The 24,038-nt window shown below is 42.0% G+C and carries 25 protein-coding genes; 21 read left to right on the forward strand and 4 right to left on the reverse strand.

All coding sequences use genetic code 11. The features are described from left to right. The first annotated feature begins 120 nt into the window (after positions 1-120). Positions 121-1,767 carry a putative polysaccharide biosynthesis protein gene (locus IGJ45_RS01135; RefSeq protein WP_003128416.1) on the forward strand — a complete coding sequence of 549 codons (1,647 nt, stop codon included), beginning with the start codon at positions 121-123 and terminating at the stop codon, positions 1,765-1,767. 90 nt (positions 1,768-1,857) lie between these two features. Then, positions 1,858-2,583 carry a pseudouridine synthase gene (locus IGJ45_RS01140; protein WP_409531529.1) on the forward strand — a complete coding sequence of 242 codons (726 nt, stop codon included), beginning with the start codon at positions 1,858-1,860 and terminating at the stop codon, positions 2,581-2,583. Positions 2,584-2,675: 92 nt separating this feature from the next. Here IGJ45_RS01140 and IGJ45_RS01145 read toward each other — a convergent pair whose 3' ends face one another. After that, complete coding sequence (locus IGJ45_RS01145; protein WP_081131440.1) at positions 2,676-3,527, reverse strand: RluA family pseudouridine synthase; 852 nt, start codon at positions 3,525-3,527, stop codon at positions 2,676-2,678. 193 nt (positions 3,528-3,720) lie between these two features. On the opposite strand from IGJ45_RS01145, the gene IGJ45_RS01150 reads away from it, so the two are divergent. From IGJ45_RS01150 to IGJ45_RS01170, 5 genes are all read left to right on the forward strand, one after another. Beyond that, positions 3,721-5,877 carry a PBP1A family penicillin-binding protein gene (locus IGJ45_RS01150; protein WP_003128419.1) on the forward strand — a complete coding sequence of 719 codons (2,157 nt, stop codon included), beginning with the start codon at positions 3,721-3,723 and terminating at the stop codon, positions 5,875-5,877. A gap of 70 nt (positions 5,878-5,947) precedes the next feature. Further along, the gene (locus tag IGJ45_RS01155; protein WP_003128420.1) at positions 5,948-6,289 is read left to right on the forward strand and encodes a YlbF family regulator; all 342 of its coding nucleotides are present in this window, start codon (positions 5,948-5,950) and stop codon (positions 6,287-6,289) included. A 260-nt stretch (positions 6,290-6,549) separates the two neighbouring features. Then, positions 6,550-7,737 (forward strand): metallophosphoesterase family protein, encoded by a 1,188-nt coding sequence (locus tag IGJ45_RS01160; protein WP_156248016.1) that lies wholly within the window; start codon positions 6,550-6,552, stop codon positions 7,735-7,737. Further along, positions 7,734-10,394, forward strand: a complete 2,661-nt coding sequence (locus IGJ45_RS01165; protein WP_409531530.1) for an ATP-binding protein — start codon at positions 7,734-7,736, stop codon at positions 10,392-10,394. The genes IGJ45_RS01160 and IGJ45_RS01165 overlap by 4 nt, the downstream gene beginning before the upstream one ends. Positions 10,395-10,422: 28 nt before the next feature. Next, entirely contained in the window at positions 10,423-11,367 is a 945-nt protein-coding gene (locus tag IGJ45_RS01170) for a 3'-5' exoribonuclease YhaM family protein (protein ID WP_060815081.1), read from the forward strand. A 38-nt stretch (positions 11,368-11,405) separates the two neighbouring features. Here IGJ45_RS01170 and IGJ45_RS01175 read toward each other — a convergent pair whose 3' ends face one another. The 3 genes from IGJ45_RS01175 to IGJ45_RS01185 form a co-directional block, all read right to left on the reverse strand. Continuing rightward, positions 11,406-12,434, reverse strand: a complete 1,029-nt coding sequence (locus IGJ45_RS01175) for a peptidylprolyl isomerase (protein WP_113850257.1) — start codon at positions 12,432-12,434, stop codon at positions 11,406-11,408. A gap of 127 nt (positions 12,435-12,561) precedes the next feature. Continuing rightward, the gene (locus IGJ45_RS01180) at positions 12,562-12,927 is read right to left on the reverse strand and encodes a YtxH domain-containing protein (protein ID WP_409531531.1); all 366 of its coding nucleotides are present in this window, start codon (positions 12,925-12,927) and stop codon (positions 12,562-12,564) included. Continuing rightward, positions 12,928-13,353 (reverse strand): HIT family protein, encoded by a 426-nt coding sequence (locus IGJ45_RS01185; protein WP_005472896.1) that lies wholly within the window; start codon positions 13,351-13,353, stop codon positions 12,928-12,930. Positions 13,354-13,549: 196 nt separating this feature from the next. Here IGJ45_RS01185 and IGJ45_RS01190 point away from each other — a divergent pair, with 196 nt between their 5' ends. The 14 genes from IGJ45_RS01190 (at position 13,550) to IGJ45_RS01255 (ending at position 23,836) form a co-directional block, all read left to right on the forward strand. Then, entirely contained in the window at positions 13,550-14,026 is a 477-nt protein-coding gene (locus IGJ45_RS01190) for a hypothetical protein (RefSeq protein ID WP_257602604.1), read from the forward strand. A 74-nt stretch (positions 14,027-14,100) separates the two neighbouring features. Beyond that, the gene (locus IGJ45_RS01195) at positions 14,101-14,835 is read left to right on the forward strand and encodes an ABC transporter ATP-binding protein (protein ID WP_409531532.1); all 735 of its coding nucleotides are present in this window, start codon (positions 14,101-14,103) and stop codon (positions 14,833-14,835) included. Beyond that, on the forward strand, positions 14,832-16,043 hold the full coding sequence (locus IGJ45_RS01200; protein ID WP_138371441.1) for an ABC transporter permease: 1,212 nt from the start codon (positions 14,832-14,834) through the stop codon (positions 16,041-16,043). The genes IGJ45_RS01195 and IGJ45_RS01200 overlap by 4 nt, the downstream gene beginning before the upstream one ends. A gap of 104 nt (positions 16,044-16,147) precedes the next feature. Further along, on the forward strand, positions 16,148-16,927 hold the full coding sequence (locus tag IGJ45_RS01205; protein ID WP_003128432.1) for a phosphotransferase family protein: 780 nt from the start codon (positions 16,148-16,150) through the stop codon (positions 16,925-16,927). 53 nt (positions 16,928-16,980) lie between these two features. Beyond that, positions 16,981-17,643: a tRNA (guanosine(46)-N7)-methyltransferase TrmB gene (gene trmB, locus IGJ45_RS01210; protein WP_138371442.1), complete on the forward strand. Its 663-nt coding sequence runs from the start codon at positions 16,981-16,983 to the stop codon at positions 17,641-17,643. Between the two features lie 111 nt (positions 17,644-17,754). Further along, a complete protein-coding gene (gene comGA, locus IGJ45_RS01215; RefSeq protein WP_005472888.1) occupies positions 17,755-18,696 on the forward strand; it encodes a competence type IV pilus ATPase ComGA in 942 nt (313 codons plus the stop codon). Further along, the gene (comGB, locus tag IGJ45_RS01220) at positions 18,671-19,702 is read left to right on the forward strand and encodes a competence type IV pilus assembly protein ComGB (protein ID WP_113850255.1); all 1,032 of its coding nucleotides are present in this window, start codon (positions 18,671-18,673) and stop codon (positions 19,700-19,702) included. Before comGA ends, comGB begins: the two co-directional genes overlap by 26 nt. Then, on the forward strand, positions 19,699-19,974 hold the full coding sequence (gene comGC, locus IGJ45_RS01225; protein WP_029487321.1) for a competence type IV pilus major pilin ComGC: 276 nt from the start codon (positions 19,699-19,701) through the stop codon (positions 19,972-19,974). The genes comGB and comGC overlap by 4 nt, the downstream gene beginning before the upstream one ends. Continuing rightward, positions 19,943-20,422: a competence type IV pilus minor pilin ComGD gene (gene comGD / locus IGJ45_RS01230; protein ID WP_081131435.1), complete on the forward strand. Its 480-nt coding sequence runs from the start codon at positions 19,943-19,945 to the stop codon at positions 20,420-20,422. Before comGC ends, comGD begins: the two co-directional genes overlap by 32 nt. Continuing rightward, on the forward strand, positions 20,403-20,714 hold the full coding sequence (locus IGJ45_RS01235; RefSeq protein ID WP_228074027.1) for a hypothetical protein: 312 nt from the start codon (positions 20,403-20,405) through the stop codon (positions 20,712-20,714). The genes comGD and IGJ45_RS01235 overlap by 20 nt, the downstream gene beginning before the upstream one ends. Further along, complete coding sequence (gene comGF, locus IGJ45_RS01240; RefSeq protein WP_003128440.1) at positions 20,704-21,117, forward strand: competence type IV pilus minor pilin ComGF; 414 nt, start codon at positions 20,704-20,706, stop codon at positions 21,115-21,117. Before IGJ45_RS01235 ends, comGF begins: the two co-directional genes overlap by 11 nt. 49 nt (positions 21,118-21,166) lie before the next feature. Next, positions 21,167-21,445 (forward strand): competence type IV pilus minor pilin ComGG, encoded by a 279-nt coding sequence (comGG, locus tag IGJ45_RS01245; RefSeq protein ID WP_409531947.1) that lies wholly within the window; start codon positions 21,167-21,169, stop codon positions 21,443-21,445. Positions 21,446-21,619: 174 nt separating this feature from the next. Next, positions 21,620-22,627 (forward strand): class I SAM-dependent methyltransferase, encoded by a 1,008-nt coding sequence (locus tag IGJ45_RS01250; protein ID WP_311828401.1) that lies wholly within the window; start codon positions 21,620-21,622, stop codon positions 22,625-22,627. A 24-nt stretch (positions 22,628-22,651) separates the two neighbouring features. Beyond that, positions 22,652-23,836 (forward strand): acetate/propionate family kinase, encoded by a 1,185-nt coding sequence (locus IGJ45_RS01255; protein WP_003128443.1) that lies wholly within the window; start codon positions 22,652-22,654, stop codon positions 23,834-23,836. The last annotated feature ends 202 nt before the right edge of the window (positions 23,837-24,038 follow it).

Below are 24,038 nucleotides of genomic sequence, written 5' to 3' on the forward strand. Positions count from 1 at the left end.
TGGTTGTTCTTCTTCAATAATGTGAAGAAACTTTAATATGTTGCAAAAATAGATTGCTCGAAGTCCTTTTTCGAATTAAAATGAAGGGGATATGTTTGTAGAAAGTTGGAGAGAACTGCCATGGATAATCATACGCAATCTGCGTCAAAACAATTAACGACACAAGAAAAAATGGCTCAAGGATCGGCTTGGATGACACTGGGAAACATTGGTTCTCGGTTGCTCGGTGCGATCTATATTTTGCCGTGGTACTACTGGATGGGAGCCAACGGAGATAAAGCAAATGCATTGTTTGGAATGGGTTACAATGTCTATGCTTTGTTTTTGATGATTTCTACTGCAGGAATTCCAGCAGCGATTGCGAAACAGATTTCCTACTACAACTCAAGAGAAGAGTATCGTACAAGTCAGCGCTTGTTCCTGAGAGCTTTACAGTTGATGGCAGGATTTGGGGTAGTAACTGCTGGTATCATGTACATAGCCGCTCCTTGGCTGGCAACCGCATCTGGTGGCGGAGAAGAATTGATTCCAACGATGCGCTCCTTAAGCGTGGCACTTTTGGTCTTTCCATGTATGAGTGTGATGCGAGGATATTTCCAAGGAAATCAAGACATGAAACCATTCGCGATTTCTCAGATCGTTGAACAGATCGCGCGAGTCTTCTATATGCTGTTGGCAACGTTTATTATCATGCGGGTGGTAGAAGGCGACTATACAGCTGCTGTGACTCAATCAACGTTTGCTGCCTTTATCGGCGTTTTAGCAAGTGTTCTGGTTTTGGTTTATTATTTCCAGAAGCAGCGGGTTCGGATGGATGTTTTGCTGGACATGAGCAAAGAAGAAACAGAGATCCAAACCAAAGAATTGGTTTTATCCACCATCAAAGAAGCGATTCCTTTTATTATTGTTGGTTCTGGGATCACAATTTTTAAACTAGTGGATCAGTATACCTTTGTTCGAATTATGAAAGGATTTACACAATATTCAAATGATCAGCTCTTAGACATGATGGCAATCTTTGGCAGCAATCCAGACAAGCTGACAATGGTCGTGATCGGCTTAGCAACGTCGATGGCATCTACAGGGTTACCTTTAATCAGTGAAGCAGTAGCGAAAAAGAATCAAGGAAATTTAGCTAAATTGATCAGTAATAACCTCCAGTTGTATTCCTTTGTCATGCTGCCTGCTACGTTTGGAATGATCGTATTGGCGTATCCATTGTATACATTGTTTTATCGACCGGATACATTAGGGGCAAGCGTCCTCGTTGCTGCTTGTATCTCTGGCTTAATCCTGGGCTTGTTCATGCTGACTTCTAGCATGCTGCAAGGGATGTACCATAACACAGAAGCGGTTATCTTCTTCTTTATTGGTTTGTTGCTAAAATTTATTTTGCAGTATCCGGCCATCTGGCTGTTCCAAGTTTATGGTCCTTTAGTCTCTACAACATTGGCACTTGGTGTGACTTGCTGGCTGAATATTAGAAAAATGTTGACTAAAGGCCACTTCAATGCCAAGTTGACCTTTAGAAGAACGGTTTTGATTTTCCTGATGACTCTCATTATGTTAGTGATCGCGCTGATTGCTCGGCAATTGTTTGGTCTGGTCTTAAGTTCGGATCGCAAAGTCCAAGCCTTTATTCTTTCTCTACTGGTTGCAGCAGTCGGTGGCGGGGCCTATATTTATATGGCATTGAAAATCCGCTTAGCAGAAAAACTACTGGGCTCATCAATGATTCGTTTGCGTAAGAAATTGCGAATCAAATAACCCAATAAACCTGATTAGCCGCTGAGATCGCATGGATCGATCAGGCGGTTTTTTCAGTAAAAAAGATCGCAAAGAAAGAGGCGAGAAAACATGCGAATAGATAAATTCTTAGCAGATATGGGGTATGGCTCACGAAAAGAAGTGAAGCAAGCAATCAAGAAAGGCTTTGTTGCGGTCAATGGGCAACAAGTCAAAAGTGATAAATTCCAAGTAGCTGAACAAGAGGATCAGGTTTCGTTTGCAGGAGAACTGGTACGTTACCAGAAAGATTTCTATTATTTATTGAACAAACCGGCTGGTGTGATTTCTGCAACGACCGATCCGGAAAAGACGGTCTTGGATTTGTTTGCGGCGGAAGATTATCGCCGGGATCTTTTTCCAGTCGGTCGTTTGGATAAAGACACCGAAGGACTACTGCTAATTACGAATGATGGCCAGCTAGCTCATCGGTTATTGTCACCCAAAAAACACGTCGAAAAAGAGTATTATGCAGAAGTTCGAGGGATCATGACCGAAGAGGATCGTCACCAATTTCTCCAAGGAATCGAACTGGATGGGGAAACTCTCTTGCCGGCACAGCTGACGATTTTAAAGGTAGACGAGCAGTCCGAGACATCCACGATTACCTTGATTTTGCATGAAGGGAAGTTTCACCAAGTAAAACGAATGGTGCAGGCAGTGGGAAAAGAAGTGACTTATCTCAAGCGTACTCGAATGGGCGGTTTACAACTGCCGAAAGATTTGGCATTAGGAGAGTATCGTTCAGTGACAGAAAAAGAGCTGGCACAGCTTTCTGCTGAACCAGCGGATGATTGAATTGTTGCAGCGAATGAAGCCTGACGGCTGTGCCCGGTATGTTGAATGAGACTAGAGGCAATGTTTCTGCTGCTTCAGAAACATTCTGTCCATCACCAGAGCCCAGGCAGCGCTTTGATCTGCAGTGACTCTTGTGAGAATGGATGGGTCAAATAAAGTTCATAAGCATGCAGCTCAAGGCGAGCTGCAGTTTTTTTCTGATAAAGAGGGTCTCCGACGATAGGATGTCCAATGCTAGCAAGGTGGACACGAATCTGATGCGTACGTCCTGTATCTAATACACAATAGATCGAAGTCGTTTGGGCATTGCGAGCGGCAATCTCAACGTGTGTCACCGCAGATAAGCCATTGCGTGGGTCAATGACTCGTTTGCGACGGTCGTGGCGATCGCGTCCGATTTTTTTGCGAATGGTTTGGTTTTGATCCAATTGTCCCCAGACTGTTGCTTGGTAGCGACGATAAATTTGCTTACTTTCAAGCATTCGTCCCAAAATGGGCAAGACTAAGGGGTTTTTAGCAAATAAAATGACGCCGCTGGTCTCTTTATCTAATCGGTGAACGACATAGGGTCTTGTCTCTGGTGCAAGATATGCAGCCAGATCATTCATAAGTGTGTCGGTTTCATTTGGTTGGTTGGGGTGGGTTTTGATACCAGCGGGCTTATTGACAACGATCAGATGTTCATCTTCAAACAACACCGTAATCTTCTCTTTGTTCCCAGAAATCACTGGCTGATACGTGTAATCTGCTTCTTCTAGAAGAAGCGTGAGCTGATCCCCACCTGCTACTTCCTGATGAAAAAGGGCTGTTTCACCGTTGACGCGTACATTTTTGCGGGTTCGCAGTAAATGGCGTACTTTGCGAGGGACGAGCCATTCTTGTTCTAATAATTCCCGAATCGTTGTTCGGGGATGGTCATTAGGTAATGTAATGGTATATTCCATAAAAATCCCTTTCTAAGTTGTGATCTATTTGCTATTATAGCATCTTTAAGATTTTCTTATAAAAAAAACAACAAAAAACAGAAGTTTCGCTGATAGAATTGACGAGCAATCTTTTGTGGATGAAATTTACTGCTAGAGCCGTATTCCAAACGGTTTGATTTATGCTACACTTTGTTAAAAGGAGCGTGGAGAAATGGATTTGAAACAAATCCTTCACAAGATAAAAGAATCGATCCAAACTTTCTGGCGTTGGATCAAGCCTTATCTACAGCAATTCCATCAATGGCGCAAACGCATTTGGAAGAAATATCATGTGAATAAAATAGTTATTTTACTGACTTTAGTGGGTATTTTAGTGATGAGCGGTTACTTGTTTTATATCGCCAAGAATACCAAAGTTAGTGAATTAGAATCAGGATTGAAAGAGTCCACTGTGATCTACGATGCTAAAGGAGAAGAAGCTGGGCAGCTCTATTCTCAAAAGGGCACCTATGTTGATTTAAAAAGCATTTCCCCAGCAGTCGTTCACGCACTGATCTCAACGGAAGACCGCAATTTTTATAATCACCATGGGTTTGATATCAAAGGGATCGCTCGGGCGGCCTTGCGGATGGTAGTCAATCGTAGTGCAGAAGGTGGCGGTGGGAGTACAATTACGCAACAGCTAGCAAAGAATGCCTATCTTTCTCTCGATCAAACCTTTAGTCGAAAAGCCAAAGAACTGTTTCTAGCGATTGAAATCGAAAAAAAATACTCAAAAGATGAAATATTGGAAATGTATTTGAACAGTTCCTATTTCGGTAACGGAGTCTGGGGGATTCAAGATGCTTCGCTCAAATATTTTGGTGTCAATGCTTCAGATTTGACGGTGGGAGAAGCAGCTACCTTAGTAGGTATGCTTAAAGGCCCATCAATTTATAATCCTATCGATCATCCAGAAAATGCGACGAACCGCCGAGATACTGTTCTAGGACTGATGGTAGACAACAAAATGCTGGATCAATCTGTGGCCGATCAAGAAGAGCAAGTTTCAATAGCTAGCCTGTTGTACGATGGCTATGGTAATTCAGAATCTGGCTATAAATATCCTTATTACTTCGATGCAGTGATCGATGAAGCGGAGTCTTACGGACTTGATGCGGATGATGTGATGAATCGTGGATACAAAATCTACACAGCACTGGATCAAAACTATCAGGCACAAATGGAAGCTGCCTATAAAAACGATGCGCTCTTTCCAGAAAATGCGTCTGATGGAACGATGGTCCAATCAGGTTCGGTGGCATTAGATCCGACAACTGGCGGTGTTCAAGCATTGGTAGGGCGACGAGGCGAACATGTTTTTCGCGGGTTCAATTTTGCTACCCAAATGAAACGCTCGCCAGGTTCGACAATCAAACCCATCAGTGTTTATGCACCTGCAATCGAAGCGGGCTATAATCCAGATAGTATTTTGGAAGACAAACCTCAAAGTTATTATGAGGCAAAGAATTACGATGGGACCTATTCCGGTGAAGTGCCGATGTATCAAGCATTGGCTCAAAGTTTAAATCTGCCAGCTGTTTGGACACTTCATGAAATTGGTCTCGACCGCGGATACAAAAAGACTCAGGAATTTGGGCTAACATTGTCAGAATCGGACAAATATTGGGGATTGGCGTTAGGCGGATTGGAAACTGGCGAATCACCGTTGACCATGGCTGCCGCGTATGGTGTCTTTGCTAGCGGAGGCTATTACTACCAACCGCATTTGATCACCAAAATCGTTGATTCAACGGGCGCGGTTATTGTAGATAATACTTCAGTCAAAGGAAAACAAGTCATCTCCAAAGAAACAGCAGACAAGATGACAAGCATGATGCTGGGTACCTTCTCTAATGGAACTGGGGTCAGCGCTAGCCCTTATGGCTTTACGATCGCAGGAAAAACCGGGACAACGGAAACAAACTTTGATTTATCAAAAGTCAATGATCAGTGGATCGTTGGGTATACACCTGATCTCGTAATCTCCACCTGGCTGGGCTTTGAACAAACGAGTGCCGAACACTATTTGACTGGAACCAGCGGGCAAGTCGTCGGCAAGATATTTAAAGCGGAAGCCGAAAGTCTGTTGCCTTACAGCCAAGGAAGTCAGTTCCAAGTAGCAGATGCCTATATGACTGGTGGGAAACTGATGGCAGCAGATGAAGTGCCAGATCCAAATGAATCAACGGACAACGATGACTGGAAAAAATCAGTTGACGAGTTTGCCGAAAATGCCAAAGAAGGATTAAAAGATTTTGGTGAGCGTGTCAAACAAGGAACCAAAGAGCTTTTTGGTAATCTATGGAATACGATCAATGGTAATTGATGTTAGCTTCTACTGCATGTGCATCCGAACAGTATGTTATAATAAGAAAAAAACAAAGTGAGGGAACAGTATGGCAAATATTTATGACACAGCGAATCAATTAGAACGAGAATTACGAGAATCCGAACAGTTTCAAGATTTAAAAGCCTCGTTTGATCGTTTGAAAGAAAACCAAGAAGCGTATAGCTTATTCAAGGAGTTCCAAGGCTTGCAACAAGCTTTGCAACAAAAAATGATGGCAGGCCAAGAAATGACAGAAGAAGAAGCACAGCAAGCACAAGAACTCTCTCAAAAAATTCAGCAAGATCCAATCGTTTCGGAATTGATGCAAAAAGAGCAAGCATTTAGTCTGGTGGCCAATGATTTGAATCGAATCATCATGGGCCCTGTGCGGGACTTATACGAAGCCTAAGCGCTAGCCTGCTGACTTACCGCAGCACAAAAGAGTCCAAGAGGGGGTCTCAAACAGAGGCCTCGGACTTGTGCCAATTCTATGCCAATTTACAGTGCTTTAGATAGCGTTAGAGGCTAATTTGAGCGGACAACATTCGAAGGATCGGGGACTTCCTCGACCCTTCGAATTTTTTGTTCAAAAAGGCGAACAAATTTTCGTATTTTGCTGACGAAAAAACAAAGAAATGTTATGATAGAAGCAAAAGGGGGAAAGGTATCATGCGTTTTTTACATAGTGCTGACTTGCATATTGATCGTTCTTTCGAAGGGATCCGCATGTTATCGGATAACGTCAAAGAGCAGCTTCCGCTGATCAATCGAAAAATAATCAAAAAACTGGTTGATACGGCACTGGAGCATGAAGTGGATTTTGTTCTCTTGGCGGGGGATACCTTCCACCAAGCCCGTCCAAGTCTGCGGATCCAGCATGACTTTTTTCAAGAGATTTCCCGACTTGCGTCAGCAGAGATCCCTGTCTATATGATCTTTGGTAACCATGATTACTATGATCCGCAGCGTTATTGGTTTGATTTTCCTGAGAATGTTGTGCTGTTTCCCAGTGAGACGGTTGAAACGATCAAAGGCGTAACCAGAAATGGTGAGACCTATGCTATCAGTGGCTTTAGTTATCAGCAGCCTTGGATTACACAGAACAAGATCAGGGAATTTCCTAATCGCCAAGCGGTTGATTTCCATATCGGTATGTACCACGGGGATAGTGCAGGGGAACATTATGCACCATTTTCTGTGAGTGAAATGAAGCAGAAAGGCTATGATTATTGGGCACTAGGTCATATTCATGTTCCTAAGATCCTTTCAGAAGAGCCTGCGATCGTTTATCCAGGGACCCCACAAGGCAAAACGCAAAAAGAACAAGATACAGGCGTTGTTTTAGCCGCTTTGAGTTCCCATGGTACCGAGATCCAGACGGTCGACGTAGCAGAAATCACATGGGCACAACAAGAGGTCTCATTAGCAGCTTGTAAGGATCAGCGTTCAATTTTGCAAACGATCTTGAAGGAGGTCAACACGAGTCAGCCACGACTGATCAAATTAGTGCTGACAGATACGGATCAGTTATCTTCAGATTGGTTTTCTGAAACCGAAAAAAATGAAATGATCGCCTATTTGAACGAGCAGCTGTCAAGAGACGTATTACAGACAATTTATGCAATCGAAGTCTACAAAACAGAGACAGACAAAATTCCATTAGCGATCCCGGCGTCCTATGTTGATCAATTACTAACTATTTATCAAGACCCGTCTATTTTTGCTGAGGGACTGAATGATTTGCTTCGTCATCCGTTGCTTTATCGCGGGATTGATCAAGGTGCCTTTCAAGAAGAGGTCTTACAGCAGACGAAACACTTGCTGGAGAATGATTTCCAGTGGGAGGAAGAAGTATGAGAATCTTAAAAGCAGAGATCACTGGGTTTGGCCGTTACCATGATCAAGTGATTGAATTTTCCCAAGGAAATCAATTGCTTTTTGGCAACAATGAAATCGGCAAGTCGACATTGTATCAGTTTATTGCGGCTATGCTGTTTGGTTTTCCTAAAAGAACAGCTAAGAAAAAGGATTATACCCCCAAAAATGGGGCCGCTTATGGAGGCAGATTGTGGCTAGTTGTCGAACCTTACGGGGAAGTGATGATCGAACGTTACCGTCAAATCGATCGAGGAAGAGCCAAAGTCCATTTCAACGGGCAGACCGGCGACGAGGAAATGCTGGCACAGTTGCTGCAACCCTTGAATCAGACGTTGTTTTTCGATGTATTTACTTTTCAGCAAGAACAACTTGCCCAAATTGACAAGCTGCAAGAAAATGAATTGCATCAAGCACTGATTTCTTTGGGAATCAGTGGGAGTCAAAAGATGCTGCAACAAGTGGCTCGCTATGAAGCAATCAATCAACAAAATTATAAACCGCGGGGACAAAAACTCCCTTTGAACCAAGCGTTGAAACGTTTGGAGAAACTACAGGAGAAAATTGCCCAAAAAGAAAGCGAAGAACATCGCTTGCAACAGCAGTATCAGCAGATTTCACAGATTCAAAAAGAATTGCGGCAATTAGAAGAACAGCAGCAAGTGCAAAGCGATGCTTATCAAGCTGTTCAACAACAGATCAGCCATTGGCCATTGTATGAAGAATGGCAACAGCTATCAAGCCAGCCAGCTGCAGTAACAGAAAAAGACGCTCAGGAAATCAGCAGATTTTATCAGACCTATCAGCACTTAACAGAAGATATTCATCAAAAAGAAGCAGAACTTGATCGTTTGGAACAAGGGCAAGCTTCAGATAAATATTTCTTTTATCTGGACAACGAACATTTGATCACTCAGATCCTTCAGAAACAAGTTGAGATGGCCCGATTGATGGATCGGCAGGAACAGGCGCTAGAAAAGGAACAACAAGCACGAATGGCGTTGAACCAGCTGATCAATAGACGGCAATGGTCAAAAGAATCACCACCACTGCAGACAGAACAAATCCAGGAACAATTAATGAATCTGGAGCAAAGCGACTACCAGTTAGAGGAAGCAAACAAGCGCTTAGAGTGGTTAGAAGAGAAGGAAAATCATCTTCAACATGCTTTATCACGGTTGGAACAGGCGCACCCAGGATTGATGGGAGAGCAAAAAATGGCTATTCCTATGGTGCCATTAGTAGGTGGTTTGGTTGCTTGTGTTGCAGCATTCTTTTTACCGTCTCCATGGCGCTGGTTGTGTATAGCGGCTGGCACCGTTGGTATTGGACTAGCAATTTGGGAGGCAATGAAACAACGTCCTCATAAACAAGGTGACAGCAAAAAACAATGGCAAGAGTTATTGTTGCAAACGGATCTGGTTGCCTCAGAGATCGCAGATCTGACAGAAGCCAATAATTTACAAAAACAGCAGAATGAACGATGGCGTCAGGCGCTGCAACCTTTTTTTGGCACGGAACCTTATCACAGATGGCCGGTCTTCTTGCTGCAGTACCAAGAAGATGTTACTAATTATCAGTTGTATGCTCATCAGCTTCGCGAAGCCAAAGAACAACTGCAAGAGGTCACAGAACAGCTTCAGCCTTATCAAGCGGTGTTTACACCTTTTGCTGATTGGTTGCCCCTGCAAAATAAGACAATACTGGAGCAGGCTCAGCTATTGCATGAATTCAATGAAGAGATGCAGGCTGTTAAATTGTCGCGTTTACAGCAGCCCAGCACGTTGTTGGCGCAGCAACTTGCTCGCAAAAAGGCGGAGCGGGCTGCATTGTTGGCGGCTTCTCAAGAGATTCTCTCACAAGCTGGCATTGATCAGCCAGCAGAAATCAGTCTTTGGCTCAAACAATGGGAGACGCATCAGCGGGCGGCAAAGCGGGAAGCCGAATTAGCAGTCATGCTGGATCCGATTTTCCCGGAACCAATCACACAAGAAGAATTGCTGGAAAAGAAAACGCAAGTGGCACAAAAGCAAAAAGAGCTGCACCAGCTTAGTCGACAAAAGGCAGAGCAAAGGCAACGGCTTGAACTAGAAGTAGCCGCCAGCCAAAAAAGCGGTACGTTGAGCCAGCTCTATCAGGAAGAAAGCGAACTGCGGGCAAAAATCGAGGAATTGGCTCTTGCTTGGAGCAGTCGACAATTAGCTGCTTCGGTATTGTCCGATTTGACGACTGAATTGTCTGAGCAACAATTGCCGCAATTACTAGAAAAAGCTTCGATATATTTCAGATTGCTTTCCAATGACCGCTATCACCAAGTAACACTGCATGAGGGGCAATTAGTTGCCAGCAATGCTAGCGATAGTTACTCGATCATCGATCTATCAACAGGAACAAAAGATCAGCTGATCATGGCGATCCGCTTCGGTTATCTTGCGTTGCAACAAAATCATCCGCTTAGTCCCATCATTATCGATGATGGCTGGTTGCATTATGATAGTGCACGAAAAGAACGGTTAGCGGAATTATTCGCTGAGTTTGGCCAATATTACCAAGTAATTTGTTTGTCTTCTGACCAAGAAATGGTAAGCTATTATCATAAATACCAGCAATCCGTACAAGAACTTAGTCAAAGGATGTGAGAAATTTGGCTATGCGCCAAATGTTAACATGAAAAAAATTCGAGAATTGACCGTAGATGAGACGTTTCAACTGTTTTTGCTGATTAAAAATGCGGATGTTCGTATCGCAAAAAATGGCAAAAAGTTTATCGCGTTTACTTTTCAAGATACTTCTGGAACAATCGACGGAAAGTTTTGGGATGCTTCTGAGGAAGAAATCAATCGCTTCGAGGCTGGTAAGGTCGTTTTATTAGATGGAAAGCGAGAAGTTTATCAAGGAAATCCCCAAGTCAAGATTTTGCATCTGCGTCTGGCAAAACCAGAAGAACCTCATGACCCGAGCCAGTACATGGAAAGAGCCCCTCTGAAAAAAGAAGACATGGAAGAGGAAATTAATCAGACATTGTTTGAAATCACCAATCCTCATTGGAATCGTATCGTTCGTTTTTTGCTGAATAAATACAAGAAAGAATTTTTTGATTTTCCAGCAGCTAAACGGAATCACCATGCCTTTGCTAGTGGATTGGCTTACCATACAACGACCATGTTGCGAATCGGAAAATCTTTGGTCAAAGAGTATCCGGAAATCAATGCACCGCTTTTGTATGCAGGAATTATCCTGCATGATTTAGGAAAAGTGATTGAATTGACGGGACCAATGACCACAGAGTATACATTAGCTGGAAATCTGGTTGGACATTTAGTGCTAGTAGATGAAGAAATCACCCAAGCGTGTATTGCTCTGAAATTTGATGATAAACAAGAAGATATCGTTGTGCTGCGGCACATGGTTTTGGCTCATCATGGATTGTTGGAATATGGCTCACCAGTTCGCCCAAGAATTATGGAGGCGGAGATCCTGCATCAAATCGATAACATCGATGCTTCTATGCAAATGATGTTGTCATCTATTCGCTTAACGGAACCAGGAGAATACACTGAGCGGATTTTTGGGATGGATAATCGTAGTTTTTATGTGCCGAAAGATGTATAAATAAAAAAAGATTGGCTTTTGCCAATCTTTTTTTGCTGTTATTTTTCAGAGGAATCTGTAGCAGATGAACTAGTTGTTTCAGTTGATTCTTTTGTAGAATCAGTTGCATTTTCTTTGTTATCTGATGCATCTGTAGCAGAAGAATCAGTTGAATTTTTTGTTTCTGCTGCAGAAACATAGTCAGAAAGAATATCAGCTAGATCTTCATCTTTCATTTTCACATTGGCAGCTTTCAATTCTTTACCAATCGTTTTTGCCACGAATGTAGAATCGTTCAATAGCGTGTTTTGTGCGATTTCTGTGATTTGATCTTTGTATTTATCCATGTCGTTGCCTTTGTCTTGGTTTTTGACCATTTTGACAATGTAATAGCTTGTTGTATAAGTAGAAGCATCCGTAGCAGAAATGACCTCTGAAATTTCACCATCTTTTAATGCAAAGGCAGCTGTTTGTACTTCAGCTGGCACAGTTGTTGAGGTTGAGTCGAATTTGACTGTACCGCCATCTTCTGCAGTCGCTGTGTCTGTTGATTTTTCTTTTGCTAATTTACTAAAGTCAGCACCATCTTTTTGAGCTTCTTTTAATACATCTTTTGCATCATCTTCACTAGTCAATTTGATCAATTGTGCTTCAACTTCTGGATGGAAAGAATCCCAAGCTGCTTTCAGCTCATCATCACCAATATCCATGTTCGCTTTTAGCCCTTCTTGTAATGCTAATTGCTGTCTGATTTGTTCACGATAGCTTTTTTTAGTAAGCCCAGAAGCTTCCAATGCAGACTCAAATTTATCGCTGTCGCCATATTGTTTCGCAGTTTGATCGTATTGCTTGTCGATCATTTTCTCTGTAACATCATCCCCATATTTTTGATCGAAGACTTTTAAGACGATCAATTGGCGGATAAGACTTTGGTTATTCTGATCTGTTTTTGCTTGTTCGTAAAAATCTTCAACCGTGATTTTACCGCCTTTCATGGTTGCAATCTCATTACTTGAACTTCCGGAACAAGCAGCTAATGTCAAAACGCTCAGTGCACTGACTGCTGCTAAAATCAATTTTTTCTTCATTCGTTTAAGCACTCCTATTTTCTAAATATTTCAAAGAATCACAGCTAATACTATACCACACTCTTTTTTTAATTGGGAAGAAAACAAATGATGTTTCAAACAAAATTCATAGATTCTCCAATATTTGCTACTTATTTTCTTCTTGGGGAACTGATTTGGCTTGTATCGTCGTGACATGTTGGTTCAAACGTTCCACGTGGGTCTTTATCCGCTCGATTCTTGGCTGTGCTTGGAATTTGAATGATTCAAAATCTTTTGTGAAAGACTCTTTGACAACAGGAATCGTTTCGTCAACCGTTTTACGCGTCAATGTGACAGCATCTTTTAAGTTTTTGACACTTTCATTAAACTCAAGAGTCGCTTCCGTGGTCTCATCGACATAACGAATCATTTGTTCACGGGTTTCTTTACCGCTTTTTGGTGCAAATAGCAGCCCGCCTAAGCCGCCGGCGAGAGAGCCGAATAACAAACCTTTGATAAAGTTACCGATCATTTAGTCCACCAGCTTTCCGATTTTTTCAGCGATCTCTGTTAGCTGTTCCTGTGAGTAATCCTCTGCATGATTACCGAAATGCATCGAGAAATCATCTTTTTCATCGTAACGAGGAATCAAATGAATATGGGAATGAAAAACAGATTGATAAGCCAATTCTTTATTGTTATTGATTATGTTGAGTCCATTGATCTCAGGAAAGGCTTTTTCGATTGCCCGAGCGATTTTAGGAACGCGAGCAAAGACCTCTGCAGCAAGGGCTTCATCATACTCAAAAATATCCGTTACGTGGACTTTCGGAATAACTAATGTATGTCCAGGTGTTACTTGGGAAATATCCAAAAAGGCATAGACTTGATCATCCTCATATACTTTGTAACTAGGGATGTCACGATTGTTGATCTTACAAAAAATACAATTTTCCATTTCATAAACCTCCTTGTTCTTCTAGTCCTACTTTACCATATTCTGCTGATTTCGGCAGTTTTTGTTCTTGAATTCCTTCAAAAGCAGGCCATCGCTTCTTTTCCATGTAAAGTACGGATGTTTGTGGAGAGAAACGCTTGCATTTGTCCGCTTGCACCAATAGACTTAAAAGCAGAAATAGAAAAGGACGGATACGATGAAACCAATCATTAAAGAAACATTACAGAAAAAAAAGACCAAACGAGAAAAAATCAGCTATCTTGCCTATGCGTATAAGGAGTGGCTGATTGCAGGACTAGCAGTCATTCTAGTAGGAGGTTCGCTGATCTATTCGATGACAAGACCAAAAGAAGTTGTTTATACAGTGGCTGTTGTTTCTGAGACTGAGCAACAACCAACCCAATCCGAATTTAAAAAAGCAGCAACGGATTGGGTGAAGCAAAACGTGGCGCCTGATCACGAAATAACAGTTACATTTGTTTCCTATGAAGATCCAGCCGCTGTCCAAGCCTTTACGACCCGTTTAGCTGCCGGAGCAATTCAAGCCGTCATTTTTGATGCGTCCGAAGCAGACATGTGGGTCGAGCGTTTTGGTAGCAGTGAGCTGCCAAAAGAACCATTGCAAGTAGCTGGACACGAGTATGTTGTTCAAATAACTAATAACGGAAAATAGCAGATTTCAAGAAGTAGATGACTGCTCTTTGACCGCTGCTTCATGGTATAATAGTCGATATTGGAGGAACGAAAATGACATTACAAGTAGAAAATGTAACAGGCGGTTATACACAGCTACCTGTTCTAAAAAATATTGATTTTTCGATCGCGGATGGTGAACTTGTGGGGTTGATCGGTTTGAATGGTGCTGGTAAAAGTACCACGATTAAAGAAATCATTGGTCTGCTACAACCTCACACTGGAAAAATCACTATCAACGGACTATCGCTGAAAGAAGATCCACAAGCGTATCGCAAGCAGATCGGCTACATTCCTGAAACGCCTTCGCTTTATGAAGAATTGACTTTAAAAGAGCATATCGAAGTAACGGCAATGGCCTATGACATCCCCAAAGATGTCGCACTGCAACGGGCGGAGCGGTTATTAAAAACATTTCGCTTGGAAAATAAGTTGGACTGGTTTCCAGCAAATTTTTCTAAGGGAATGAAACAAAAAGTCATGGTTTTGTGTGCTTTTCTAATTGAACCAAGTTTGTACATCATCGATGAGCCTTTTTTGGGCTTAGATCCATTGGCAATCAATGCATTGCTTGAATTGATGAATGAGAAGAAACAAACCGGGGCATCGATTTTAATGTCGACCCATATCTTGGCTACAGCTGAGAAATATTGTGATAAGTTTATCCTGCTTCACAATGGCGAGATTCGAGCCCAAGGAACGCTGTCGCAATTACAAAGCCAATTTGGGGCTGAAGGTGCTTCCCTCGATGAGTTGTACTTAGCATTGACAAAGGAGAGTCAGCTATGAAGGGGTTCTTCTCACAACGCTTGCAACGACACCAGAAACAGATGAGTCGCTATTTGCGTTATGTTTTCAATGATCATTTTGCGATCCTCAGCACATTTCTAATGGGTGGATTGGGTCTATATTATTCGAATTTGTTAAAAACGCTCCCTCGGCCGTTCCCTCAAGGGGGGATCGTATTGCTATTGATCTGGTTGGCACTTTTGTCAGTCGGCAAGTTGGCAACATTGGTGAAACCAGCAGATTTGATTTTTCTTTTAGCTAAAGAAAAGCAGATGGCGGACTATCTTGCTCAAGCACTGCGCTATTCGATGTGGCTGCCTTTTGGGGTCTCCTTTTTAGTCGTTGGTGCGACGATGCCTTTAGTCGTAGTAGTTACTGAACAAACGTTTGCGAGCTTTTTCTTTTATTTAGGGACGATTTGGTTGTTAAAAGTTACGGATCTCTGGTTACAGCGTTTGTCTCTTTATCAAGGACAAGAACAGCGTAACAACCAGCGTGTTCTGTGGGTGATTGCTGCATTAAGCAGCCTTTTAGCTAGTCTGTATGTTGCACCTTGGGTTGGATTGCTCTTAGCTGTTCTACAAGCTGCTTGGTTCAACCTTCAGTGTCGTCCGACAGGTCTTCTATTAGATTGGGATCGCATGATCCACATGGAAGAAACGAGACTTCATCGCATTTATCGGTTTATCAACTTATTCACAGATGTACCTCAAATCACAGCAGCAGCCAAACGCCGCAAGTATTTAGATGGTCTGTTGAATAGGATTCCTTTTGGACAGGAACAGACTTATCGCTATCTATATGCTCGCCGCTTTTTGCGAGGGGAACAATATAGCGGGCTTTTTTTCCGTTTGACACTGATTGGCGTATTAGTGCTTTTCTTTGTTCAAGAATGGTGGCTTAGTCTAGGGTTAGGATGTATGTTTCTTTATTTGATCGGTTTTCAGCTACTGCCGATGTATAATGAGTTTCAGTACATGATTTTGACTCATTTATATCCAATCGAGGAAGGGCAAAAACAGACAGCCATTAATTGGCTATTGCTTAGATTATTAGGCGGAGCTGCTTTCATTTTTGGTGTAGTCGGCTTGTTCCGAGCGGCAATTCTTTGGCAAGGAGTGCTAGTGCTGTTGGGCTTTTTGTTATTTACAGGACTCTTTTTGGTTTTCTATGTACCTGCCCGCTTGAAAAAAATGCAAAGTCAATAAAGATGGCTGGACGTTACTCGAAAAAACCGAACGCATATGCGCTTGACGTTGACTCTTTAGGAAGCTAGAATAAGAGATACTGTGAAATAAGGAGAGAAGCTAGGATGGATATTCGCTTGGATCAAGATTGGCGCCTGAGACCAATCAAAGGCGACACCGGCAAAGCCTACATTGGCTTGAAGGACAATGATAAAGTCTTTATCAAACGAAATACGACCCCGATGCTTGCGGCACTCTCCAAAGAGGGGATTACTCCTAAACTTGTGTGGACCAAGCGTACCGGCAATGGCGATACGTTGTCTGCTCAAGAGTGGCTAGATGGTCGTGTATTGGACCCCGAAGAGATCGGTCAAAGAAATGATGTGATCGATGTATTGTATCATTTGCACCATTCCAAAACATTAGCGAAGATGCTGAGCAAAATCGGTGGTCAAGTGATGACACCAGAAAAAATGTTAGTTGAATATGAAGAAAACTTACCTAAAGCGGTTGTTCAAAATCGCTTTATTGCTATTGTTTATCGTTATTTAAGAGAGAATATTCCAGAATTTCAGGAACAAAAGGCCTCCGTCGTTCATGGGGATGTCAATTACCGTAATTGGCTTGTTTGCCAAAACTATCTGTATTTGGTTGATTGGGATTCGATCATGTTTGCGGATCCCGCAATGGATATCGGTACGATCTTAGGGCATTATGTTCCATTATCCAGCTGGCCGCATTGGCTAGTGCGTTACGGGATTCATGGCAGCAGTGAAGTGATCGAGAAAATTTATTGGTATGCTTTATTAAGTATGCTTCAGGAAGTAAAGAAGTACTACCAACGCGGGGATTATAAAGCAATGAATGCAGAGATTCTGCAATTAAAAAGAATTTATAGTGAATGAGAAGATGGAGCGAAGCAACAAGTTCCATCTTGTTTTTTCGGAAAGGAAACAACATGAGAGTAAGAAAACGTGCGGGAGCAGAAGAATTAGTCCAAGCGCATCCCGAATTTGTAGTAGCTGAACCGACAGCGTGGAGAGGCCGTTGGAAGGAACGATTTGGCAATGATCACCCATTGCATATTGAAATCGGTATGGGAAAAGGCCGTTTCATTACCGAAATGGCTAAAGCACATCCGGAAATTAATTATATTGGCATCGAAATGCAAATCAGTGTGGTTTCCATTGCACTGGATAAACTGATCGAACAAGATATCCCTAATGTGCAACTGCTGCACGTTGACGGTTCCGCATTGACGAATTATTTTGCGGATCATGAAGTCGATCAAATCTATTTGAATTTTTCAGATCCTTGGCCAAAAAAGAAGCATGAGAAACGCCGACTAACATCCAAAGCTTTTTTGGCAGTCGATGAACAAATTTTACGTCCGAATGGTGAAATTCATTTCAAAACGGACAATCAAGGCTTATTTGAATATTCACTCGCCAGCTTTTCACAATATGGTATGGTTTTAAAACAAGTATGGTTGGATCTTCATCAAAGTGACTATGAAGGAAATATCATGACCGAGTATGAAGAGAAGTTTTCCAGCCGCGGTCAAAGAATCTACCGGGTAGAAGCCCAATTTGTGGCACCAGAAGATACGACCAAAAGTTAAATAAGCGAGTCCTAGCGTTCAGACTGTAGCACAAGGCAGAAAATGTCTTTGTTCTACAGTTTTTTTGTATAGAAAAGTAAAAGCTGCGTATCTCTTTTTAGGAGGGTGACAATGGACATTTGTACATTTTCAGATGAGTTGGTGGAGTATGCGAAGGTGCAGAAAATGCAAGATCTATCCATACTGCCAACAGTCGAAGGGATGACTCTGATTTTCAGCAAAAGTTACTATCGGCAAATGTATCGCAAAGTTACTACAGAAGACGCGCAACAATTGATCACTCGATTCAAATTTCTGGGCGGTATGGAAGTAGGAGAAAAACGAAGAGCGCAATTAGGGGCTATCAGCTATCCTTTGGCAGATGGAGAGCAGCGTATCCGGGTTTCGACTGTTGGGGATTTCCAAGGTCAAGAAAGTTTAGTTCTACGTTTTTTGCACCCTTTAGGTAAGTTCCATCGATTCTTTATGAATGAACAATATGAAACGATCGCAGATGCATGCCGCTATCGAGGGCTCTATCTCTTTTCTGGTCCTACTGGATCGGGGAAATCCACACTGATGTATCGCTTAGCTTCAGCTGCAGCAGGTCAGGTGATCACGATCGAAGACCCGGTTGAGATCGTTGAGCCTCGTTTTTTACAGTTGCAGACCAATCCAATGATCGGCCAGGATTATGATGAGCTGATTCGTTTGTCGTTGCGGCATCGACCTGAGCTATTGCTGATTGGTGAGATCCGCAACAAAGAAACGGCCAAGGCTGCGATCCGTGCGGCACTGACAGGACATCGGGTTTTTGCGACGATCCATGCACGGGGATTAACGGAAACAATTGCGCGATTGCAAGAGCTGACAGAGGAAGCAGCTGTGATCGACCAATGCCTCCAAGGAATCATTTATCAGCGCTTACTGCCAGATCTTCACGGAGTCCCTCACGCATTGATGGCCTACACCTTTTATGAACCCCACAAATCCTCAATGACTTGGGATCAAGCACTAACAAGGATCAGAGAAAAGGAGCAGATCACCCATGAGGTTTTTGACAAGGAAAAGTAAACGGCTTTCCCGCAAACAGACCCACGCCTTATTAGCCACATTTACGGTTTTATTAGAGAGTGGTTTCTCATTACAAGAGAGTTTGCTTGTTCTACTTCGCAGTGGCCAATTTGATCCGAATACAGTAAAAGATATTGATCAGCGTCTGAAACAAGGTCAACGACTCAGACAGGCCTTTTCTTTGCTGCATTTATCTGAAGCCGAACAAAATCAGCTGGACTTGGCAGAGACCCATGGCAATCTGGTGGATACGTTGCAGCGAATGGTCGCTTACCAGATCCTTTTGGAAAAACAAAATCAGACATTACAAAAAGTGTTGGCGTATCCCCTTCTATTGCTGGTATTTGTCTTTACCGCTCTCTTTGCCATGCGTCGGTTTCTATTGCCTCAACTTCTGGCCTCCGGTATGATCGATGCGAATCATTGGGGCATTCTCTTTATTACGGCAGCACCATGGATCGGTGCGGTCATTGTAGGCGGATTGGGAGGTTTCGTTCTTGTTGTAAGAGGAATCTTTGCCAAGCAGACAGCGTTGAAGCGAGCCGCTTTTTTGAGTCGATTGCCTTTTTTGGGAGACTTGTATCGCTGCTATCAAACTAGTTATTTTGCATTAGAGTGGGGGAAATTGTTTCAGCAAGGCTTGGAAATTCGTCAGATCATTATGTGCATGCAACAAACAAGTACAGCAACATTAGTACAAGAACTAGCTGTTCAATTAGAGCTGTGCTTGGCAAGTGGCGGATTGTTGCCGGACAAATTAAAGGACTATGCATTTTTGACGCCAGAGTTTTCATTGATTGTGTTCCAGGGCGAAATGCGAGGGAAATTAGGAGAAGAATTGTTTGTTTATAGTCAGCTTTTGACAGATCGGCTTTTCCAACAAATCGAGAAGAAAATCCAGTGGATTCAACCAGTCATTTTTTTATTAGTGGCCCTTCTGATCGTAGGTGTTTATGCTGCAATGTTTTTGCCGATTTACGGCAATATTCAAGGAGTGATCGAATGAGAAAATTGAAGCATCAAGGGTTCACATTGGTGGAGATGCTGATTGTACTGTTAGTGATCAGTATTTTGATTTTATTGTTTGTACCAAACTTATCTGCACAACGTACAGTGATAGATGAGAAAGGAAATGCGGCAATCGTCAAAGTCGTAGAAACCCAGATTGAATTGTTCCAGCTTAATGAGAATCGAACACCTACTCGACAAGAATTACTAGCTGGAAATTATGTAACGGAGGAGCAGTATGCGATTTATCTTGCCCATCGGAACGAATAGCAGTTTTTTTACTTGGCGGGGATTTACAATGGTGGAGAGTTTGATTGTCCTCTTAGTCGTTTCGATTTTCATCTTTCTTCCGATAATAGCTATCGACCGTTACCAAGCATATTTTGAAGTGTGGGGGTTTTGTGCTCGTTTGGAAAAAGGATTGGCAGTAGCACAACAAACAGCGATTATTGATGCTCGCGAAACGAAAGTCGCTTATTCTGATTCACCAGTTCCTACGATATATTTTCATTCGACGATCACAGGTGAAATTAAAATGGAGCCACTTGAAGTACCCTCGCAACTCGCAGTACGTGTTTTTCCTGTACTTACATTCACCAGTCAATCTGGCAATTATACGCGGATGGAAACATTACGGTTTGAATGGATGGACCAAGAAAAAAAGATTACCTACAAATTTCTTTTTGGAAGTGGACGATATGATAAGATCATCGAATAAAGGATATATCATGCTAGAAAGTATCATTGGCTTTGGTTTGCTGACGACGAGTGTCTTCCTTTTTCTGACTGTCCAGACCCATATTTTGCAGCAAAGTGCACAGTTACAGGCCAAGGTGGCTGCTATTCGGGTATTGTATGAAGAAGTCCAATGCCAAGCATTTGAACAGGAAGTCGTTTATTCGACACAACGTACAGAGTCGTATCAGTTGTCTTTCGGTTTCAAGCGTGACCGAAGCTATGGACGGATTGTAAGAGGCCCTCTTATCATGGAGATCAACTATGAAGAGTAAGGGTTTTACTTTGTTGGAATGTTTGCTGTCTTTAATGATCTTAGGACTCAGTGTGTTGTTGATCAACGGAATCATTCGCCAGATGCCTCAAGTTAATCAACAGCTTTTTGCTCGCAAAGACCAAGAATGGCAGATATTTTTGATTCAGTTAGAAAGGGAGCTTCAAACGTGTACGTATGTTTCAGTGAGTCCGTATACACTTTTTTTAAAAAGCAGCAAAGAAAATGTAGTCACGATCGATCGAATCAATGGGAAAGTCCGTAAAAGAGACAATAATGGCTACCATCCGTTATTGACGGAAGTATCATTGATTTACTTTGAAAAAAAGGCATCCTCGATCCAGTTTACAGTGACTTTCGAGAATGGAGAGGTGAGAATTGGTCAATGGCAGATTCCTGCATAAGGGCGGTATCTTTTTGTCAGCAATGATGCTGATTCATTTGCTGAGCCTTATGTTGCTAACGGTTTTAGAAAATACTCGGACAACTACTGATTTCTATATTAAGACTCTTCACATGTATGAGGCACGAATCATGAAAGAACTTTTTTTGGTGGATTATCAGCGGTTAACCTATGCCGAGCAGGGCAGTGTCAACTACAATGTAGGGAGGGTCATTTACGAACAAAAAGAAGAGCTGTTGTTGATTCAATGTGTCGTCAATCAGCGCACTTTCCGTTTTACCGAAATTTTGTCAGGTGATTTAGAAAAAATAGCAACAGATCTTGAGTAACTATAATACAGAAAAAGGCACAGACATACTGTGTCTTTTTTCTGTATAAAAGAGTTGAAAAGTATGTTTGTCTCTTCACAAATTATTCTGAAAGATAGCGATTGATTATTTTGGCTGAATCAGCTAAAATTAAACAGGTATGTATGTTGTTATAGTTTTGAAAAGAGGTGCAAGATGTCCCCAGAAAAAATGGAAGAGTCTTTTCATTTATCGCTAGAAGCGATTCAAGTGCTCCAAAACGCATTAGAAACATCTTATTTGGATGCATATATCGAGACGATCGAGAATTTTATTGATCAGTATCGCGTACGGGTGATCGACGGAGTACCTAGTGAAGCGGATGCTCAACGGTTGGAAGCGATTTATAAAAAATTAGAGCAGATACCCTTAACAGCAGAAGAACGGCGTAAACTTGCTCAACTACTTCTGTTAAAGGGCGGACAAACCGAACATCTGCAGCCTAATCATCAGCTGACACCAGATAGTATCGGTTTTTTGTTTGTGTATTTGATCGAGCAATTGACACCAGCGAAGCAACAAATCAAGATTCTGGACCTTTCGGTTGGAATGGGGAATCTTGTCTTAACGCTCTTGCTCAATTTGCAGTTAGCGCAAAGAGATGTGCAAGCAACAGGTGTTGACATTGATGAAACATTACTGAGTGTTGCTGCAGCTACAAGCGAATGGACTCAAGCCCCGCTGCATTTGTTTCATCAAGACGGGTTGCAAGAATTGTTAATCGACCCAATGGACATTGCTGTCAGTGATTTGCCAGTCGGCTATTATCCACAAGATGAAAAAGCAGCATCGTTTCTTACTTCAGCTCCCGAAGGCGAAGGACATAGCTTTGCCCACCATTTATTGATGGAACAAGCAATGAACTATGTGAAAGAAGATGGCTATGGACTATTCTTAGCTCCGGCTAATTTCATGGAAACTGAACAAAGCGATTATTTGAAGAAATGGCTCAATGAAAAAGTTTATCTGCAAGGAATCATTCAATTGCCAGACGAGCTTTTCAAAAATGAGCGATCAAGAAAAAGTATTGTGCTGATTCAAAATCATGGTGCAACGAGCAAGCAAGCACCAGTGTTACTTGCTAAACTCGCATCTCTCAAGGAACCAAAAAACATCAAGAAATTTTTCGAACAATTTGAAGCTTGGAAAGCATCAAATTTGTAATATAAATCGGATAAGGAGAAAATTATGTCTAAAACAATTGCAATCAATGCTGGAAGTTCAAGTCTAAAATGGCAGTTATATCAAATGCCAGAAGAAACGGTGGTCGCTAAAGGGATCGTTGAACGTATCGGATTAAAAGATTCGATTTTTACCATCAAATATGGGGAAGATCAAAAATTCGAACAAATCATCGACATCAATGATCATGAAGTCGCAGTAAAAATGCTTTTGGATCAATTGATCGAATTGAACATCTTAGGTTCATATGATGAAATCACTGGTGTTGGTCACCGTGTCGTTCATGGAGGAGAAGACTTCCCGGATTCTGTTGTGATCACAGATGAAGTGATGGAACGCATTGAAGCATTGGCAGAGTTTGCACCATTGCATAATCCAGCCAACTTGATGGGGATCACTGCTTTCAAGAAGATCTTACCAGATATTATTAGTGTTGCTGTTTTCGATACTTCTTTCCACGCAACCATGCCAAAACACAACTACTTGTACAGTCTGCCATTGGCTTACTACAACGACTATAAAGTTCGTAAATATGGTTTCCATGGTACAAGCCACCGTTATGTGTCAGAACGTGCGGCTGAAATGTTAGGCAAACCGATTGAAGACTTGAAAATCATTACTTGTCATTTAGGAAATGGCGCATCGATCACTGCAGTTGATGGTGGAAAATCTGTTGATACATCAATGGGCTTCACACCACTTGCAGGAGTGACGATGGGTACTCGTTCTGGTGATATCGACCCAGCTGTATTGCCTTATTTAATGGAAAAATTAGACCTATCAATCGATGAAATGATCGATGTTTTAAACAAAAAATCTGGTTTGTTAGGACTTTCCGGTATTTCTAGCGATATGCGGGATCTTGAAGCTAATTATGACAAAGAAGAAGTAAAAGTTGCGTATGATGTCTTTACTGACCGCATTCGTAAATATATCGGTGGCTATGTAACAACAATGAACGGTGTTGATGCAATCGTCTTTACTGCTGGTATCGGTGAGAACGATGCCCATGTCCGCAGTGAAGTTATCAAAGGAATGACTTGGTTTGGTTGTGAACTTGATGAAGAACAAAATGCCAAACGCGGTGAAGAGTTAGTCATTTCTACAGAAGATTCTAAAGTGAAAGTCTTGTTGATTCCAACAGATGAAGAATTAATGATTGCTCGCGACGTGGAACGTTTGCGCGGTTAATTGTCGGAGATCAATTGGAACAAATGAGTTTCATTATTTGATTAAAAAAAGTGTTAAGCCTCGGCTTAACACTTTTTTGTTTTGAACAGCTGTACACCTTGGATACCTGGATACCAATGAATAATGCTTGAAAGTTGCAAATTTAGTTAGCGCTATTCTTATTTTTCTTTATATTTTCAGAAAATCCAACGGTGGAACTCAA

It is taken from the genome of Enterococcus sp. DIV0574 (genome assembly GCF_051711125.1).
Classification (GTDB): Bacteria; Bacillota; Bacilli; order Lactobacillales; family Enterococcaceae; genus Enterococcus_D; species Enterococcus_D gallinarum.